The 14,921-nt window shown below is 66.4% G+C and carries 15 protein-coding genes; 6 read left to right on the top strand and 9 right to left on the bottom strand.

From position 1 onward, the window contains the following. Positions 1 to 6: 6 nt before the first annotated feature. Positions 7 to 1,833 (bottom strand): aspartate--tRNA ligase, encoded by a 1,827-nt coding sequence (gene aspS / locus DFR49_RS01835; RefSeq protein WP_119035226.1) that lies wholly within the window; start codon positions 1,831 to 1,833, stop codon positions 7 to 9. A 183-nt stretch (positions 1,834 to 2,016) separates the two neighbouring features. Between aspS and rnd the strand changes: the two genes are divergently transcribed. Together rnd and DFR49_RS01845 are read left to right on the top strand one after the other, a co-directional pair. Further along, complete coding sequence (rnd, locus tag DFR49_RS01840) at positions 2,017 to 3,192, top strand: ribonuclease D (RefSeq protein ID WP_119034334.1); 1,176 nt, start codon at positions 2,017 to 2,019, stop codon at positions 3,190 to 3,192. Continuing rightward, positions 3,189 to 3,491, top strand: a complete 303-nt coding sequence (locus tag DFR49_RS01845) for an I78 family peptidase inhibitor (RefSeq protein ID WP_119034335.1) — start codon at positions 3,189 to 3,191, stop codon at positions 3,489 to 3,491. The genes rnd and DFR49_RS01845 overlap by 4 nt, the downstream gene beginning before the upstream one ends. Here the strand turns inward: DFR49_RS01845 and DFR49_RS01850 are convergent, their stop codons facing one another. The 4 genes from DFR49_RS01850 to DFR49_RS01865 are packed head-to-tail and all read right to left on the bottom strand — an operon-like array spanning position 3,492 to position 9,058. Next, positions 3,492 to 4,991, bottom strand: coding sequence for a Ppx/GppA family phosphatase (locus tag DFR49_RS01850; RefSeq protein ID WP_119034336.1), 1,500 nt, complete (start codon positions 4,989 to 4,991; stop codon positions 3,492 to 3,494). It lies immediately after the preceding gene. Positions 4,992 to 5,019: 28 nt separating this feature from the next. Then, positions 5,020 to 7,185, bottom strand: coding sequence for an RNA degradosome polyphosphate kinase (locus DFR49_RS01855; protein ID WP_119034337.1), 2,166 nt, complete (start codon positions 7,183 to 7,185; stop codon positions 5,020 to 5,022). Beyond that, complete coding sequence (locus DFR49_RS01860) at positions 7,182 to 7,814, bottom strand: HdaA/DnaA family protein (protein WP_119034338.1); 633 nt, start codon at positions 7,812 to 7,814, stop codon at positions 7,182 to 7,184. The genes DFR49_RS01855 and DFR49_RS01860 overlap by 4 nt, the downstream gene beginning before the upstream one ends. Beyond that, complete coding sequence (locus tag DFR49_RS01865) at positions 7,811 to 9,058, bottom strand: heavy-metal-associated domain-containing protein (protein ID WP_119035227.1); 1,248 nt, start codon at positions 9,056 to 9,058, stop codon at positions 7,811 to 7,813. The genes DFR49_RS01860 and DFR49_RS01865 overlap by 4 nt, the downstream gene beginning before the upstream one ends. 64 nt (positions 9,059 to 9,122) lie before the next feature. Between DFR49_RS01865 and purM the strand changes: the two genes are divergently transcribed. From purM to DFR49_RS01885, 4 genes are all read left to right on the top strand, one after another. Further along, positions 9,123 to 10,229 (top strand): phosphoribosylformylglycinamidine cyclo-ligase, encoded by a 1,107-nt coding sequence (gene purM / locus DFR49_RS01870; RefSeq protein ID WP_119034339.1) that lies wholly within the window; start codon positions 9,123 to 9,125, stop codon positions 10,227 to 10,229. A gap of 77 nt (positions 10,230 to 10,306) precedes the next feature. Next, positions 10,307 to 10,876 carry a phosphoribosylglycinamide formyltransferase gene (gene purN / locus DFR49_RS01875; RefSeq protein WP_119034340.1) on the top strand — a complete coding sequence of 190 codons (570 nt, stop codon included), beginning with the start codon at positions 10,307 to 10,309 and terminating at the stop codon, positions 10,874 to 10,876. Further along, the gene (locus DFR49_RS01880; protein ID WP_119034341.1) at positions 10,873 to 11,235 is read left to right on the top strand and encodes an MmcQ/YjbR family DNA-binding protein; all 363 of its coding nucleotides are present in this window, start codon (positions 10,873 to 10,875) and stop codon (positions 11,233 to 11,235) included. Before purN ends, DFR49_RS01880 begins: the two co-directional genes overlap by 4 nt. Next, positions 11,232 to 11,903, top strand: coding sequence for a hypothetical protein (locus DFR49_RS01885; RefSeq protein WP_119034342.1), 672 nt, complete (start codon positions 11,232 to 11,234; stop codon positions 11,901 to 11,903). Before DFR49_RS01880 ends, DFR49_RS01885 begins: the two co-directional genes overlap by 4 nt. 7 nt (positions 11,904 to 11,910) lie before the next feature. On the opposite strand, the gene DFR49_RS01890 is transcribed toward DFR49_RS01885, so the two are convergent. The 4 genes from DFR49_RS01890 to DFR49_RS01905 form a co-directional block, all read right to left on the bottom strand. Beyond that, complete coding sequence (locus tag DFR49_RS01890; protein ID WP_342768456.1) at positions 11,911 to 12,417, bottom strand: GNAT family N-acetyltransferase; 507 nt, start codon at positions 12,415 to 12,417, stop codon at positions 11,911 to 11,913. Positions 12,418 to 12,430: 13 nt separating this feature from the next. Further along, complete coding sequence (ndk, locus tag DFR49_RS01895; RefSeq protein ID WP_119034344.1) at positions 12,431 to 12,853, bottom strand: nucleoside-diphosphate kinase; 423 nt, start codon at positions 12,851 to 12,853, stop codon at positions 12,431 to 12,433. Positions 12,854 to 12,929: 76 nt separating this feature from the next. Then, a complete protein-coding gene (locus tag DFR49_RS01900) occupies positions 12,930 to 13,367 on the bottom strand; it encodes a DNA polymerase III subunit chi (RefSeq protein WP_119034345.1) in 438 nt (145 codons plus the stop codon). Between the two features lie 7 nt (positions 13,368 to 13,374). Next, the gene (locus DFR49_RS01905; protein ID WP_119034346.1) at positions 13,375 to 14,847 is read right to left on the bottom strand and encodes a leucyl aminopeptidase; all 1,473 of its coding nucleotides are present in this window, start codon (positions 14,845 to 14,847) and stop codon (positions 13,375 to 13,377) included. Between the last annotated feature and the right edge of the window lie 74 nt (positions 14,848 to 14,921).

Genomic DNA, 14,921 nt, shown 5'->3' on the forward strand with positions numbered 1-14,921 from the left:
CGGCGGTCAGCCGGCCTTGGGGGAGACGATCTCCTCGACGTCCTTCTTCGCAGGGGCGGCAGGTTGCTCGACCACACGGATCGAGAGTTCGCGAAGCTGCTTCATGCTGGCCGGCGACGGTGCGCTCATCAGCAGATCCTCGGCGCGCTGGTTCATCGGGAACAGCGTGATCTCGCGCAGGTTCTGCGCACCACACAACAGCATCACTACGCGATCGACCCCGGCCGCCATGCCGCCATGCGGCGGCGCGCCGTACTGGAAGGCGCGATAGAGACCGCCGAACCGCTCCTCGACGTCCGCTTTCGACAGCCCGACCAGTTCGAACGCCTTGACCATCGTTTCGGGGGACTGGTTGCGGATCGATCCCGACGCGATCTCGAAGCCATTGCAGACCATGTCGTACTGGTACGCATTGATCGTCAGCGGATCCTGATCGTTGAGCGCGTCGAGCCCGCCCTGCGGCATCGAGAACGGGTTGTGCGCGAAATCGACCTTCTTCTCGTCCTCGTCATATTCGTAGAACGGAAAATCGACGATCCAGCACAATTCGAACCGATCCTTGTCGATCAGGTCGAGCTGCTCGCCGACGCGCACCCGCGCCAGCCCAGCCAGCCGGGTCGCCTGCGCTTCCTTGCCGGCGGCAAAGAACACGCCATCGTTCGGCCCGAGCCCAAGCGCCGCGATCAGCTTGGCGGTCGCTTCCGACCCGTGGTTCTTGGCGATCGGCCCGCCCGGCTCGCCGTCCTTGATGTTGATATAGCCGAGCCCCGAAAAGCCTTCCGAGCGCGCCCAATTGTTCATGTCGTCGAAGAACTTGCGGCTGCCCGCCCCTGCCCCCGGCGCCGGGATCGCGCGGATGACGCCACCACCTGCGACGATGCCGGCGAAGATGCCGAAGCCCGAATCGACGAAATGATCGGTCACGTCGGCGATGAGTACCGGATTGCGCAGATCGGGCTTGTCCGATCCGTATTTGAGCATCGCCTCGCTATACGGGATACGCGGGAAGCTACCCGCGGGCGTGACGTGCCGCCCTTCCGCGAACGCCTCGAACACCCCGGCGATCACCGGCTCCATCGTGTTCCACACGTCTTCCTGTGTGACGAAGCTCATTTCGAGGTCGAGCTGGTAGAATTCGCCCGGCAGCCGGTCGGCGCGCGGGTCTTCGTCGCGAAAGCACGGCGCGATCTGGAAATAGCGGTCGAAGCCAGCGACCATCAGCAATTGCTTGTATTGCTGCGGCGCCTGCGGCAGCGCGTAGAATTTGCCAGCGTGGATGCGGCTCGGCACCAGGAAGTCGCGCGCGCCTTCGGGGCTCGACGCGGTCAGGATCGGCGTCGAATATTCGGTGAAGCCGGCGGCTTCCATGCGGCGGCGCATGTCCGAGATGATCCTGGTCCGCTTGACGATATTGGCGTGGAGCGTCTCGCGGCGCAGATCGAGGAAGCGATAGCGCAGCCGCACGTCCTCGGGATATTCCTGCTCGCCCGCAACCGGCAGCGGCAGTTCGGCGGCGGCCGACAGTACCGACGCCTCGACCGCGCGGATTTCGATCTCGCCGGTCGGGAGGTTGGGGTTAATCGCGTCTTTGGCTCGCGGCTCGACCTTGCCGGTGATCGTTACCACGCTTTCGGCGCGCAGCCCCTCGATCACCTCGAACACGGGGCCGTCGACCTCGGTGACGATCTGGGCCATGCCGTAATGATCGCGCAGGTCGATGAAGACGAGATCGCCGTGGTCGCGCTTGCGATGCACCCAGCCCGAGACGCGGACGGTTTCGCCGGCGCTGTCCGCGCGAAGCTGGCCGCAGGTATGAGTGCGATAGGCGTGCATGTCGTCGTCTTCCAATATCTCGTCATTCCCGCGAAAGCGGGAACCCATCTCGTATCCGTGCCTTGCAAGAGACGGTTTGAAGATGGGTCCCCGCTTTCGCGGGGATGACGCTTAAGAGAATTGCCGCGCTTCCCTTGCAATACGCGCTTTGTCAACCCGCCGCGCCGCCGCTATGGAGCCGCGATGCACATCCATGACCTGATCGAGGACTCGGCCGCCCTCGCCAACCTTTGCAGCCGCCTCTCCACCGCACCGTTCGTGGTGGTGGATACCGAGTTCATGCGCGAAAACAGCTATTGGCCCGAACTCTGCCTGATCCAGATCGCCGACAAGAACGAGGCGGCCGCGATCGATCCGCTCGCGCCGGGCATGGATCTGACGCCGCTGCTCGACCTGCTGACGAAGAATCGCGAGGTGCTCAAGGTCTTCCACGCCGGAGGGCAGGATATCGAGATCGTCGCCAATCTCACCGGCACCACGCCGCACCCGCTGTTCGATACTCAGGTGGCGGCGATGGCGCTGGGGCAAGGCGAGCAGATCGGCTATTCGAACCTCGTCGATAGCTGGCTCGGCATCCAGATCGACAAGGGCGCGCGCTTCACCGACTGGAGCCGCAGGCCGCTCGACAAAAGGCAGATCGATTACGCAATCGCCGATGTGACGCACCTCGCGGCCATTTTCCCCAAGATGCTCGCGAAGCTCAAGAAGACGGGGCGCGGCGCCTGGCTCGATCAGGAAATGGAGCGACTCGCCGATCCGGCCCATTACATCAACGATCCCGATCAATCGTGGAAGCGGGTGCGCATTTCGGGGCGCAAGCCCGAGGCGCTCGGGCGGTTGAAGGCTCTGGCGCGCTGGCGCGAACTCGAAGCGCAGGGCAAGGATCTGCCGCGCGGGCGCATCATGAAGGATGAAACGCTCGCCGATCTCGCGCTGTCTCCGCCCAAGAAGCAGGCCGATCTGGCGCGCGTGCGCGGGCTTTCCGGCGCGTGGGCGGGCAACGATATCGGCGGGCGGCTGATGGCGGCGCTGGCGGGTGCAGAGCCGTTGCCCGCAAGCGAGATGCCGTCACGCGACGATCGCAAGCCGGGGTTGGGCAAGGAAGGCGCGCTGGTCGCGGACTTGCTCAAGCTGCTGCTCAAGATCCGCTCGCGCGAGATCGACGTTGCGCCGAAGCTGCTGGCACGCAGCGATGATCTCGAAGCGCTGGCGGCGGGCAAGCGCGACGGGCTGCCGATCCTCGAAGGCTGGCGGTTCGAGCAATTCGGCCGCGACGCGCTGGCGCTCGTCGAAGGCCAGCTTGCGTTTGCGGTCCAGAACGGCAAGCTCAAGATGAGCCGAACGGAGGAGGCAGCATGACCCGGATGATCCTGCTTGGTGCGATGGCGCTTGCCGCCTGTGCCCAGACCCCACCGCCTGCCGAGGAACCGCCCGTGACGAACGACAATGCCGGTGTGGCGTGCAACGCGGACGGCCTTACCGATCTGGTCGGTCAGCCCGCCGGCGCCGATCTGGGGGCAACCGCACTGGAACGGTCGGGCGCGCGAACGTTGCGCTGGATTCAGCCCAACACCGCGGTGACGATGGATTTTCGTGTCGACCGGCTGAACATCATGCTCGACGACAAGAACGTCGTCACCTCGTTCACCTGCGGCTGATCAACTGAGCGTCAGGGCGGGCTTGCGGCCGAATTGCGCCGCCAACGCCTTGTGCCGGCGCTCGACGGTTTCGCCGTAGAGCGCCGCGCCCGATGCGGGCAGATCAAGCGTGACTGCGTCTGCCGTCAACGAAAGCCGCGATTGCTTGAGCGGGGCGGCCACGCCCGCGCTGAACCGCTGGCCGAGCCGGATCGCAAGCCCCCAGCGCGTCGCCATATCGAGATCATCCGCCGTTGCCAGATCCGGCAAGGGTGCCGGCGATACGACGCCCCCGCCAAGACTGGTGAACAGCGCTTGCGCGACCCTCGCCCGCCCACGCGCATCGATCGCCGCCCAATTGCCGTGGAGCGCCGCATCAAGCCCGCGTTCGGCGCGAAATTCGGGATTGGCATGCCAACCGACGTCTGCGAGCAGGCAAGCCACATGGCGCAGTCGCGCGAGATCGGGCGCTTCGTCGACAAAGAGCGGCGCAATCCACCGATCGAGCAGATCGCCGTGCTCGGCGAAACGGCCAAGTCGCCGTCCTTCCTCGCGCGTGGCGACGATCAACGGATCTTTGGCGCGCTGGTGCGGGTCGAGCTGGCCGTAGAGCAGCCCCTCGCGCAATCCGAAGGCGGAGACCACCATCGTCTCGCTGCCCAGGCACCGAAGCAAGGTCGAGAGCAACGCCGCGCTGTCCCCCAGCGTCGCGATCCGCGCGTTGGACAGTTCGGGCACGTCGCGCAGCCACGATTTTTCGAGTCGCGGGATTGTCTGACCCAGCCGTGCCACCGCATCGGCCGTCATCGCATATTGGTGGAGGATAGGCAGCGAATAATTAGTGATGTGCATGTCGAGCCGCGCCAGCGCGCGCCACGATCCGCCGACGAGATACAAAGGTTTCCCCGCCCCCGCATCGGCCCAGCCGGCCCGCTTGAGCATCTTGCCGACATAACGTTCGAGCGTGTGATCACCCCGCTCGCGGATCGCGGCGAGCCGCAGCACGCCGAGCGGAAACGATGCGCGATCGCACAGTTCGCCGCCCGCGACGCGCACGAGTTCGAGGCTGCCCCCGCCGAGGTCGCCGACGATGCCATCGGCATCCGGGATGCCCGACAGCACCCCTTGCCCGGAAATCCGGGCTTCTTCCTCGCCCGACAGCAAGGTCACGTCGAGCCCGAGCGCCTCGGCATGGGCAATCAATTCATGGCCGTTATCCGCCTCGCGCACCGCGGCGGTGGCGACCGTCGTCAGCCGCGAGACCCCCATCGTGCGCACCACGGCGACGAAGCGGGCAAGCGCGCCGCGCGCGCGCGCCATCGCGTCGGCGCCGATCGTCCCCTTGCTCGCCAATTCGCGGCCGAGCCCCGCCATCACCTTTTCGTTGAACAACACCTGCGGCAGCCGCGGCGGCCCTTGGTAGACCACGAGTCGAATCGAGTTCGAACCGATATCGATGATCGCGACCCGTGCCGCCCCATCGGGATCGGCCTCGGCGCTGCGCGAGAGAACGGTCGCCATCGCGTCTAGTCTGCGCGACGACTCGCCGTCACCGGCGACGGCGTAACGACAGCTTGGGCACCGATTCGCTCGTCTTCAGCGCGGCGCCGCGGCCCGAAAGCGACGGGTTGGTCATGAAATAGCGGTGGAGGTTGAACGGGCGGTCTCCCGGATCGTCGCGGATATACGTGCCGTCGGGCTGTAATTCCCAGCTCTGCTCATTGTCGAGCAGATTGGCGACCATCACCTGATCGAGGATCTGGTCGTGGACGGTATGGTTCTCGATCGGCAGCATATATTCGACGCGGCGATCGAAATTGCGCGGCATCCAGTCCGCCGAGGAAATGAACAGCTTCGCGCCGTTATTGGGCAGCGCATTGCCGTTGCCGAACGCCCAGATGCGGCTGTGTTCGAGAAAACGGCCGACCACCGATTTGACGCGGATACGTTCGGACATCTCGGGCACACCCGGACGCAGGCAACAAATGCCGCGCACCACGAGATCGATTTCTACGCCGGCACCCGACGCTTCGTAGAGCTTCTCTATGATCGCGGGATCGACCAGTGCGTTCATCTTCGCCCAGATCGCCGCGGGCTTGCCGCCGCGCGCATTCTCGATCTCGGTGCCGATCAGCGCCATCAACCGCGACCGCAGGTCGCGCGGCGACATGCTGATCAGTTGGAGATGTTCGGGCTCGACATAGCCGGTGACGTAGTTGAACACATGCGCGGCATCGCTGCCGATCCGAGGATCGGCGGTGAAGAAGCTGAGATCGGTATATATTTTTGCGGTAACGGGGTGGTAATTTCCGGTCCCGAAATGGCAGTAGGTTCGATACCCGGCCCCCTCGCGGCGCACCACCATCGAAATCTTGGCGTGGGTCTTCCAATCGATGAAGCCGTAGACGACCTGCACCCCAGCGCGTTCGAGCGCCGAAGCCCAGAGCAGATTCTGCTCCTCGTCGAAGCGTGCCTTGAGTTCGACCACCGCGGTCACCGATTTGCCGGCCTCGGCCGCGGCAATCAGCGCGTTGATCACCGCCGGCTGTTTGCCCGCGCGATAGAGCGTCTGCTTGATCGCGACCACATCGGGGTCGGCCGCCGCCTGTTTGAGAAAGGCGAGCACGACATCGAACGTCTCATAAGGGTGGTGGACAACGATGTCCTTGGCGCGGATCGCGGCGAAGCAATCGCCGCCATATTCGCGAATGCGCTCGGGAAAGCGCGGCGCGAAAGGCGGGAATTTGAGATCGGGCCGATCCTCCTCAACCAGCGTATCGAGATCGCTGATCCCCAGGAAATCGCCCGAGTCGGTGATGATCGCCTCGGCGCCGCCGAGTTCGGCGCGGAGCAGCGCCTTCAATTCCTCCGACATGCCTGCTTCGAGATCGAGGCGGATGACGCGGCCCCGGCGACGGCGCTTGATCGCGTTGGCGAAATAGCGGACGAGATCCTCGGCCTCTTCCTCGATTTCGATATCGCTGTCGCGCAGCACGCGGAAAGCGGCCGCCGCCTTGACGCGATATCCGGGGAAGATCAGCGCCGAAAAACGCGCGAGCAATGTCTCCAGCGCGACATAGCGGGCCGGCTCCCCCGGCAGACGCAGGAAGCGCGGCGCGGTGCCGGGCAGTATCACCAGCTCGCGTACCGGCGCGTTATCGGAAAGCCGCACCAGATCGAACATCACCCCCGAGCCGCGATTGGGGATGAACGGGAACGGATGCGCCGGATCAAGCGCCTGCGGGGTGACGATAGGGAAAACCTGGGAGCGGAAATGCGCTTCGAGCCATTCGACCTGTTCGGCGGGAATACGCTCGATATCGAGCATTTCGATTCCTTCGCCCGCCAGTTCGCGGCGGATCGCATGCCATACCGCCTGAATGTCCGCCATCAGGGCGGCGGCCGCAGCGCTGATCTCGGAGAGCTGCTGCCCCGGCGTGCGCCCGTCCGCCGAACGCCGCTCGACATCCTGAAGCTGCTGACCCTTGAGTCCGGCGACGCGGACCATGAAGAATTCGTCGAGGTTCGATCCCGAGATCGACAGGAAGCGCAGCCGCTCGAGCAACGGATGCGCCGTGTTGCACGCCTCCTCAAGCACACGGCGGTTGAACGCCAGCCACGAAAGCTCGCGATTGAAGAACCGATCACCGCCGCTGTCGCCGAGGAACGGATCGTCGTCGTCGTGGAACCGGGCGAGATGCGCGGGGCGGTTCATCGGGTCTCCCTGAGGTCGGCAGCGTGGTCGTTCACCAGCCCGGCCTCGCGCAGCGTGGACCGCGCCAAGGGAATCGACAAGCGTTTACGGCGTTCGAGCACATGCTGATCGAGCACATCGATGGTGCGCATGACAGCAATATGACTACGCTCGATCCGCGCGAGCAGCCAGTCGATCAGATCGGGCCGCGCATCGAGCCCGCGCTTGACGAACTGCCGCTCGAACAGAGCCCGCATCAGCACGTCGTCGGGGGCGCCAAGCCGGGCGACCGCGCTCGCGGCAAGGCGTGACCGGAGGTCGGGCAGGCGCACCTTCCACTCGGGCGGTGCCTGTTCGGTGACCAACAGCAACGGGTGTCGTTCCGCCTGGGCGCGGTTCCAGGCGTGGAACAAATCGGTCTCGGCGACGCGATCGGCATCATCGATGATGCTCCCGTGGCTCTTGGCGACGAAGATCCGTGCGAGCAGGCTGCGCCCCGATTTGCGCGGGCCGACGAGGATCGCCGTCATCACCGGCCACGCGCCCCAATGTTCGAGCGTATGCACGGCCGACGCGTTCGAACTGCTGACGAGGAATTCGTCATCGCGGGGGTCCGCCGGCCACTCGAAGGGCAGCGCGAACTGGCTCATCCCGCCGTCGCGCCTCCGCCGGCGGGCGGCGCGGGTGCTGCGGGCGCCGCCGGCCGCCGGATGCGCAGCGTCGAGCCGCCGACATCGACCTGCCAGCCGCGCGCTTCCAGCGCGGCACGCAGCGCCTTGACGTCGCCCGCATAGGTCACCTGCATCACCGAGACGCCACCCAGCGCGAGGCTGGTCGTGGCCGCCGAGCCGACCCCCGGCACCGCGCGCATCGCCGCTTCGGTCGTGTTGATCGCCGCCGCGCTCGGCGAATCGAACTGGATGCTGAATGTCGCCCCCGTCACCGGGGCCGGGGTCATCTCGACGATATCCTCGCCCAGCCCCTCGTCGGGCGCCTGTTCCTCCTCGGGCGGCGGAATATAGGCGAGGCTGGGATCGACGCGCAGGATGCCGCCGCGCAGCGCGTTCTGATATGCTTGGTCGATCCGCTGCACCCCCGCATCCATCAGCGCGGGCACGCCGTCGGCATTTTCCACGCGCAACGTGAAGCGTGCGATCCGCCGATTATCCGGCCCGAAGCGCGCTTCGAACACGCCGATCACCGGGCCGCCGGGATATTGGCGATAGAGCCGCGCAACCGGGATCAATACATCGGACGCGCCGAATTGATCGAGCACCATCCGCCACCAGCCGCGATCGCGCCGCCCGGTCTGGCCGAGATTGAGCAGCAGTGGGTCCGATCCCGTACCGGTCGGGCGGACATAGTCGATCGAGCTGCTGCCGGTGCGGAAACGCGCCCACGCCTCCTGCCACCCGGTGCGGCGTTCGAGGCTCCGGGCGACGCCGCCGCTCCATTCGATCGGGATGACCAGCATCGGCGGCGATCGGAAGGCATGCCCGCCGACTCCGAGCAGCGAGCCGGCGCGACCGCGATCGAACAGCACCCCCAGCGTCGCGATATAGCGGGTGGGGCCGATCTGCTCGTTCTCGATGATGATCCCCGAGACGAGCCCGTTGAGCGTCGCATCGGAAAGCGACCCCGCATGTCCCGTCATCCTTTTCGACAGCATCTGCCAAGCCTTGCGCTGTGCCAGCCGCCAGCCGCCCTTGCGCGCGTCCTCGGCGGTCTTGGCACCGACATCGACATGGACGTCGGTGACCTCGAAATTGCCAGAGCTGTCGATCGGGGCGACACCGCGGTCGCCCGCGATCTGCGCGGTGACCGCGCCGGCGATACCGAGCGCCGCCGCAGCGGGCAGCAGGACGAGCGGGCGGAAAAGGGGAAGCCGACGCATGATGTGCGCCCTTTTGGCGAAGCAGGCGTGGAAATCCAAGCGCGATGTGGTTAGGCGCGTCGATATGAACGACACGTCCGAGGGCCACGGCCCCTATAGCTACGCCGACGCCGGCGTTTCGATCGCCGCGGGTAACGCGTTGGTGAAGGCGATCGCGCCGCTTGCGCGCGCCACACGCCGGCCCGGCGCCGACGCCGATCTGGGTGGTTTCGGCGGCTTGTTCGATCTCAAGGCCGCAGGCTTCACCGATCCGCTGCTCGTCGCCGCCAATGACGGCGTCGGCACCAAGCTCAAGCTCGCGATCGATCATGACCGGCACGACGGCGTCGGCATCGATCTCGTCGCGATGTGCGCCAACGATCTGATCGTCCAGGGCGCCGAGCCGCTGTTCTTCCTCGATTATTATGCCAGCGGCCGGCTCGATGCCGGCGTCGCCGAACGCGTCGTCGCTTCGATCGCTGACGGCTGCCGCCAGGCCGGCTGCGCGCTGATCGGTGGCGAGACCGCGGAAATGCCGGGCATGTATGCCGAGGGCGATTACGATCTCGCGGGCTTCTGTGTCGGCGCGGTCGAGCGCGATCGCGTGCTGACCGGCGAAACGATTGCGGGGGGCGATATCATTCTCGGGCTCGGCTCCTCAGGGGTGCATTCCAACGGCTTCTCGCTCGTGCGTCGTCTCGCTGCCGACAAGGGCTGGGATATGAATGCTCCTGCCCCGTTCGACCACGACATCGCGCTGATCGAGGCGCTGATGGCGCCGACGCGGATCTACGTGAAGGCGCTGCTCCCCTCGATCGCCGAGGGTCGGATCAAGGGGCTCGCGCACATCACCGGCGGCGGGCTGCTCGAAAACATCCCGCGCGTGCTGCCTAAAGGTGCGCACGCCCGGATCGACGCCGCGGCATGGCCGCAATCGTCGCTGATGGCTTTCCTCCAGCGCGAAGGCCGGATCGAGCCCGAGGAAATGGCGCGTACCTTCAACTGCGGGATCGGCATGACGGTGATCGTCGCTGAGACAGAGGTCGAGGCCGTCACCAACGCGCTGACCAGGGCCAATGAGACGGTCCACCGGATCGGGGTGATCGAAAAGGGCACGCGCGGCTGCACTGTCGAGGGACCGGCGGGATGCTGGGGTGCCAAGGAAGACTGGTCAGCGGCACATAATGCGTAACCCCCAATTTTCTTCCCCGGCGGTCCAGTATCGTGCCAGTCGTAGCCGGTCCCCGGCCTCTGCCCGGGAAGCGCGATATGGATAAGGCCAAAGTCGCCATCCTGATCTCGGGGCGCGGATCGAACATGATGGCGCTCGTCGAAGCAGCCAAGGCAGCCGACTGGTCCTACGAAATCGCCATCGTCGCCAGCGACAAGCCCGAGGCGCCGGGGCTCGGCTGGGCGCGCGCCGAGGGCATCCAGACTTTCGCGCTCTCCCCCCAGGGCATCGGCAAGGCGGCCTACGAGGCGCAGATCGACGCCGCGCTGCGGGCGGCGGGTGCCGAGGTGATCGCGCTGGCGGGTTATATGCGGCTGCTGTCGGACGATTTCGTCGCGCGCTGGCGCGGGCGGATCATCAACATCCACCCCTCGCTGCTGCCCAAATACAAAGGGCTCGACACGCACCAGCGCGCGATCGACGCGGGCGATGCGGTCGCGGGCTGCTCGGTCCATATCGTGACCGAGGATCTCGACGGGGGTGAGGTGCTCGGGCAGGCCCGGATACCCGTTTTGCCCGGCGACACCCCGGAGACCCTCGCCACGCGTGTCCTTGCCGAGGAGCATCGCCTTTATCCGCGCGTTCTGGCAGAGTTCGTAACCCGATGACCGACGACGGCCCCCTTCCCCGCGTCCGCGCCGCTTGCCTCGCCCTTCCCGAGACGAGCGAAAAGGTGTCGCACGGCCAGCCGACCTTCTTCGTCGCGGGCAAGCAATTCGCGCAGTTTCGCGACAACCACCACGGTGACGGCCGTACCGTCGTCTGCGTGCGTGTAAGCGGCGGTGACGAACAGGCGATGTTGCTCGACGTCGATCCGGAGACGTACAGCAAGCCGGCTTATCTGCCGAGCTGGCTGGCGATCGACCTCGCCCGCGCGGACACCGATTGGAGCCATGTCGAGGATCGACTCGCGCGAAGCTGGGAATTGGCCGCACCCGCGCGGCTGCTGGAAGCCGGCGGACGATGAGCGATTCTCCGCCCAGCGAACCCGCAAAGGACGCCGATCCGTCGCCGCTGTCGAGAATGGACACCGCCGCCGAACGCGCGGTCGCCAAGGCGGAAGCTGCGGCCACCCGCCGTCGTTGGATCACGCTTGCCGAAGTGCTCGCGATCGCAGGCGTCGCGATCGCCGCGCTGACGCTGTGGACCAACTGGTCCGACCGCCGCGATCAGGATGCCGCGCGCAAGGCCGAGCAGGCCGAGCAGGCGCACGCCGCCGCGATCGTCTCGCTCGTCGCGACCCCGATCGACAGCGGGGCTGCGCTCGCGCTCAAGGATCCGGCGCACCGTATCCAGAGCATGAGCTTCACCTTTCCGGCTGAACTCGGTCTTTCCAGCCGCAACACGGTGGTCGATACGCGACTCGAGGCAAACTGGTTCGCCGGCAAAATTCTCGATCTGACAGATGGCGGGGCGGACGAGGCCGAGGGCCGGCTCCCGGTCCTGATCACCAGTGACTATTGGGACGCCGACCAGCATCGCACCGATACGGCAATCTACGATGTCGTCTGGCGGATCGAGGGCCGCCTGCTGCGCGGTCGCACGCTACGCCTCAAGGGGCTGGTGCTGCGCGAACGCAGCGACTCGCCCAAGCGGCTCAACGCATTATGGGCGCGAGAAAAACCGGCGAACTAGGCCGCGTCTATACCGCGCGAGCGTAGATCACGTCGTCATGCCAGGTAGTACCGACGAGAAACCGCCGTTCACCGACCAGCGCGAAGCCGTGGCGTTCATAGAAGGCCCGCGCCCGCGCGTTCCCGCCATAGACACCAAGCAGGATGCGGTTTTTGCCGAGGTTGGCGGCGTCGTCGAGCGCCTGGTTCATCAGCGCCGGCCCCATCCCCGCGCCGTGCCAGCGCGAAAGCGTGTAAATTCGTTTGAGTTCGATATCCTGCGGGCCGGTCTCGATCGGCAGATCGGGCGTGGTCAGCAGCATGTAGCCGAGCGGCGCTCCGCCGGGAATCGCCTCGACCACGGCGACCGCGCTGTCGGGATCGTCGATCCAATCGGCGAAGGCGGCGGGTGTGTTGTGCTTCAGGCAGTGCGCAATGATATCGGCGCCGTCGAGCACGCCGGCAAACGCGTCGAGAAAGGTGGCGGAGGCGACGAGCGCGAGCGCGGCCGCGTCATCGCGCTCCGCCGCTCGCACCCGCCACGCCATTTCAGCCGACGATTTCGTCGGGGGTGAAGAAATAAGCGATCTCGATCGCCGCATTCTCATCCGAATCGGAGCCGTGGACCGAATTGGCCTCAATCGATTCGGCGATTTCCTTGCGGATCGTGCCCGGCGTCGCGTCGGCGGGGTTGGTCGCGCCCATCACGTCGCGATTGCGGCGCACCGCGTCCTCGCCTTCGAGTACCTGCACCACAACCGGCCCCGAGATCATGAACTCGACCAGATCGTTGAAGAACGGGCGTTCCTTGTGCACCGCATAGAAGCCTTCGGCTTGCTCGCGCGTCATCTTGATGCGCTTCGAGGCGACGACGCGCAGGCCGGCATCCTCGAGCATCGTGGTGACGGCGCCGGTCAGGTTGCGGCGCGTGGCATCGGGCTTGATGATCGAAAAGGTACGATTGGCGGCCATGGCGGTCGCGTGCTCCTGCTGGTTGTGTCGAAAGTCGCGCCGCCCTAGTCGCGGTCGCGCTGCGATGCAACCCGACTCAGGCGGCCTGCTCCCAGCGGCCGCTGTCGTCCTGCTTCCAATAGCGGCGGTCGATGCCGTCCCGCGTCGCGAGCGATTTCCACGTCAGCCGCGCCTCGCGAATCCGCTCCTCGTCGAACAGGTGGAAGGCGCGATCGAATCCCAGCGCCTCCTCGCGCCACACCCCGTCGGCAAGCAGGATGTTGCGCGCGCCGTTCGCCGCGTCGGGCGCGGCCGCGAGCAGGATGGGCTGCGCGGCGTCGCGATCGCCCCCGGCGCAGGCGTGCGGCAGAAAGCTCTCCGCCTTGTACGTCCAGAGCAACCGATCGAGCGCGGGCAGCCGGGCGTCTTCGACGACGATCAGCAGACGGCCGCCGTCGGCGACGACCCGCTCGGCGAGCCGCGGCAGCACGCGATCGAGCGGTGTTGCGGTCAAATGGTAGAAATCGACCTGCACAACCCTGCTATTGCTCGAAATTATCGGCCACGAACCGATCTAGCACGCGCACGCCGAATCCGGTCGCGCCCTTGTCATAGGTCGCGCCGGGCTTGTCGGCCCAGACCATGCCGGCGATGTCGAGATGCGCCCAGCGCACCCCGTCCTCGACGAAGCGCTTGAGGAATTGCGCCGCGGTGATCGATCCCGCGCCGCGCGGGCCGACGTTCTTCATGTCGGCGATCTGGCTGTCGAGCAGCTTGTTATAGGCATCGGCGAGCGGGAACCGCCACAATTTGTCGCCCGAGGCGAGCCCCGCCGCGAGCAGTTGCTCGGCGAGCTTGTCATCGTTCGAGAACAGCCCGCCATGCTCGTTGCCGAGCGCGATGATCATCGCGCCGGTCAGCGTCGCGAGATCGATGATCGTCTTGGGTCGATGCGTGCGCTGGACCCAGGTGAGCGCGTCGCTGAGCACCAATCGCCCCTCGGCGTCGGTGTTGATTACTTCAATCGTCTGCCCCGACATCGACGTCACGACATCGCCGGGGCGCTGCGCGTTGCCGTCGGGCATGTTCTCGACCAGCCCGCACACGCCGATCACGTTCGCCTTCGCCTTGCGCAGCGCGAGCGTCTTCATCGTTCCGACGACGGCGCCCGCGCCGCCCATGTCCCACTTCATGTCCTCCATGCCGCCGGCGGGCTTGATCGAGATGCCGCCGGTATCGAAGGTCACGCCCTTGCCGACCAGCGCGAGCGCGGGATCGCCCTCCCCGGCCCCGTTCCACTTGAGCGCCAGCAGCCGCGGCGCACGGCGCGATCCCTGGTTGACGCCGAGCAGCGCTCCCATGCCGAGGTCGCGCATCTCGTCCTCGCCGAGCACGGTGATCTCGAGCCCGAGCCCTTCGACAGACTCGCTGACGCGGGCGACGAAGCTTTCGGGATAGATGATATTGGCGGGCTCGGTGACGAGTTCGCGGGTCAGCGACAAGCCCTGCGTCAGCGCCTCGCGCGGTGCCCATTCGGCATCGGTGCCCGCGGGCGCACCGGCGATCGTGATCGTCGCCAAAGTCGGTTTCGCCTTGTCGGCAAGCCTGGTGCGATAGAGGTCGTACCGCCAACCGCGCTGCGCGGCGCCGGCGGCGAACCGTGCCACCGCGCGCGGCGCGGGTGCCCCGGGCAGCGCGCCGAAATCGACCGTGATCGTGGTGGTGCCCGAGGTGAGATAGCGCGCCGTCAGCGCCCCGCCCGCGCGTTCGTAATCGGCCTCGCCGGCGCCGATCCCGATCAACGCGACGCGCTGAACGCCCTCGCCCGCTGCAACCACCGCCTCGACGATGGCGCCCGCCTCGCCCTCGAAGCGTCCGGCCCGGGCGGCGGCGAGCAGCACGCGCTGCGCCGACGCGTCGAGATCGCCGAAAGCGATCCGCGCCAGACCGTCCTTTTCGACGGGAAGCACCACGAAATCCGCATCGGCGCGGGCGGCTGAAAATTGAATCTGCATCAAATCCTCGGAAAAATAATTCGCTCAGGCGAGTCGTGTGCTCGTCCTAATCGAGCCACGGTTGCGTGGCAAAG

The organism is Hephaestia caeni (assembly GCF_003550065.1).
Classification (GTDB): domain Bacteria; phylum Pseudomonadota; class Alphaproteobacteria; order Sphingomonadales; family Sphingomonadaceae; genus Sphingomonas; species Sphingomonas caeni_A.

Coding starts and splice junctions, on each gene's coding strand:
- aspS (WP_119035226.1), bottom strand. CDS start 1,833: ATGCACGCCTATCGCACTCATACCTGCGGCCAGCTTCGCGCGGACAGC.
- rnd (WP_119034334.1), top strand. CDS start 2,017: ATGCACATCCATGACCTGATCGAGGACTCGGCCGCCCTCGCCAACCTT.
- DFR49_RS01845 (WP_119034335.1), top strand. CDS start 3,189: ATGACCCGGATGATCCTGCTTGGTGCGATGGCGCTTGCCGCCTGTGCC.
- DFR49_RS01850 (WP_119034336.1), bottom strand. CDS start 4,991: ATGGCGACCGTTCTCTCGCGCAGCGCCGAGGCCGATCCCGATGGGGCG.
- DFR49_RS01855 (WP_119034337.1), bottom strand. CDS start 7,185: ATGAACCGCCCCGCGCATCTCGCCCGGTTCCACGACGACGACGATCCG.
- DFR49_RS01860 (WP_119034338.1), bottom strand. CDS start 7,814: ATGAGCCAGTTCGCGCTGCCCTTCGAGTGGCCGGCGGACCCCCGCGAT.
- DFR49_RS01865 (WP_119035227.1), bottom strand. CDS start 9,058: ATGCGTCGGCTTCCCCTTTTCCGCCCGCTCGTCCTGCTGCCCGCTGCG.
- purM (WP_119034339.1), top strand. CDS start 9,123: ATGAACGACACGTCCGAGGGCCACGGCCCCTATAGCTACGCCGACGCC.
- purN (WP_119034340.1), top strand. CDS start 10,307: ATGGATAAGGCCAAAGTCGCCATCCTGATCTCGGGGCGCGGATCGAAC.
- DFR49_RS01880 (WP_119034341.1), top strand. CDS start 10,873: ATGACCGACGACGGCCCCCTTCCCCGCGTCCGCGCCGCTTGCCTCGCC.
- DFR49_RS01885 (WP_119034342.1), top strand. CDS start 11,232: ATGAGCGATTCTCCGCCCAGCGAACCCGCAAAGGACGCCGATCCGTCG.
- ndk (WP_119034344.1), bottom strand. CDS start 12,853: ATGGCCGCCAATCGTACCTTTTCGATCATCAAGCCCGATGCCACGCGC.
- DFR49_RS01905 (WP_119034346.1), bottom strand. CDS start 14,847: ATGCAGATTCAATTTTCAGCCGCCCGCGCCGATGCGGATTTCGTGGTG.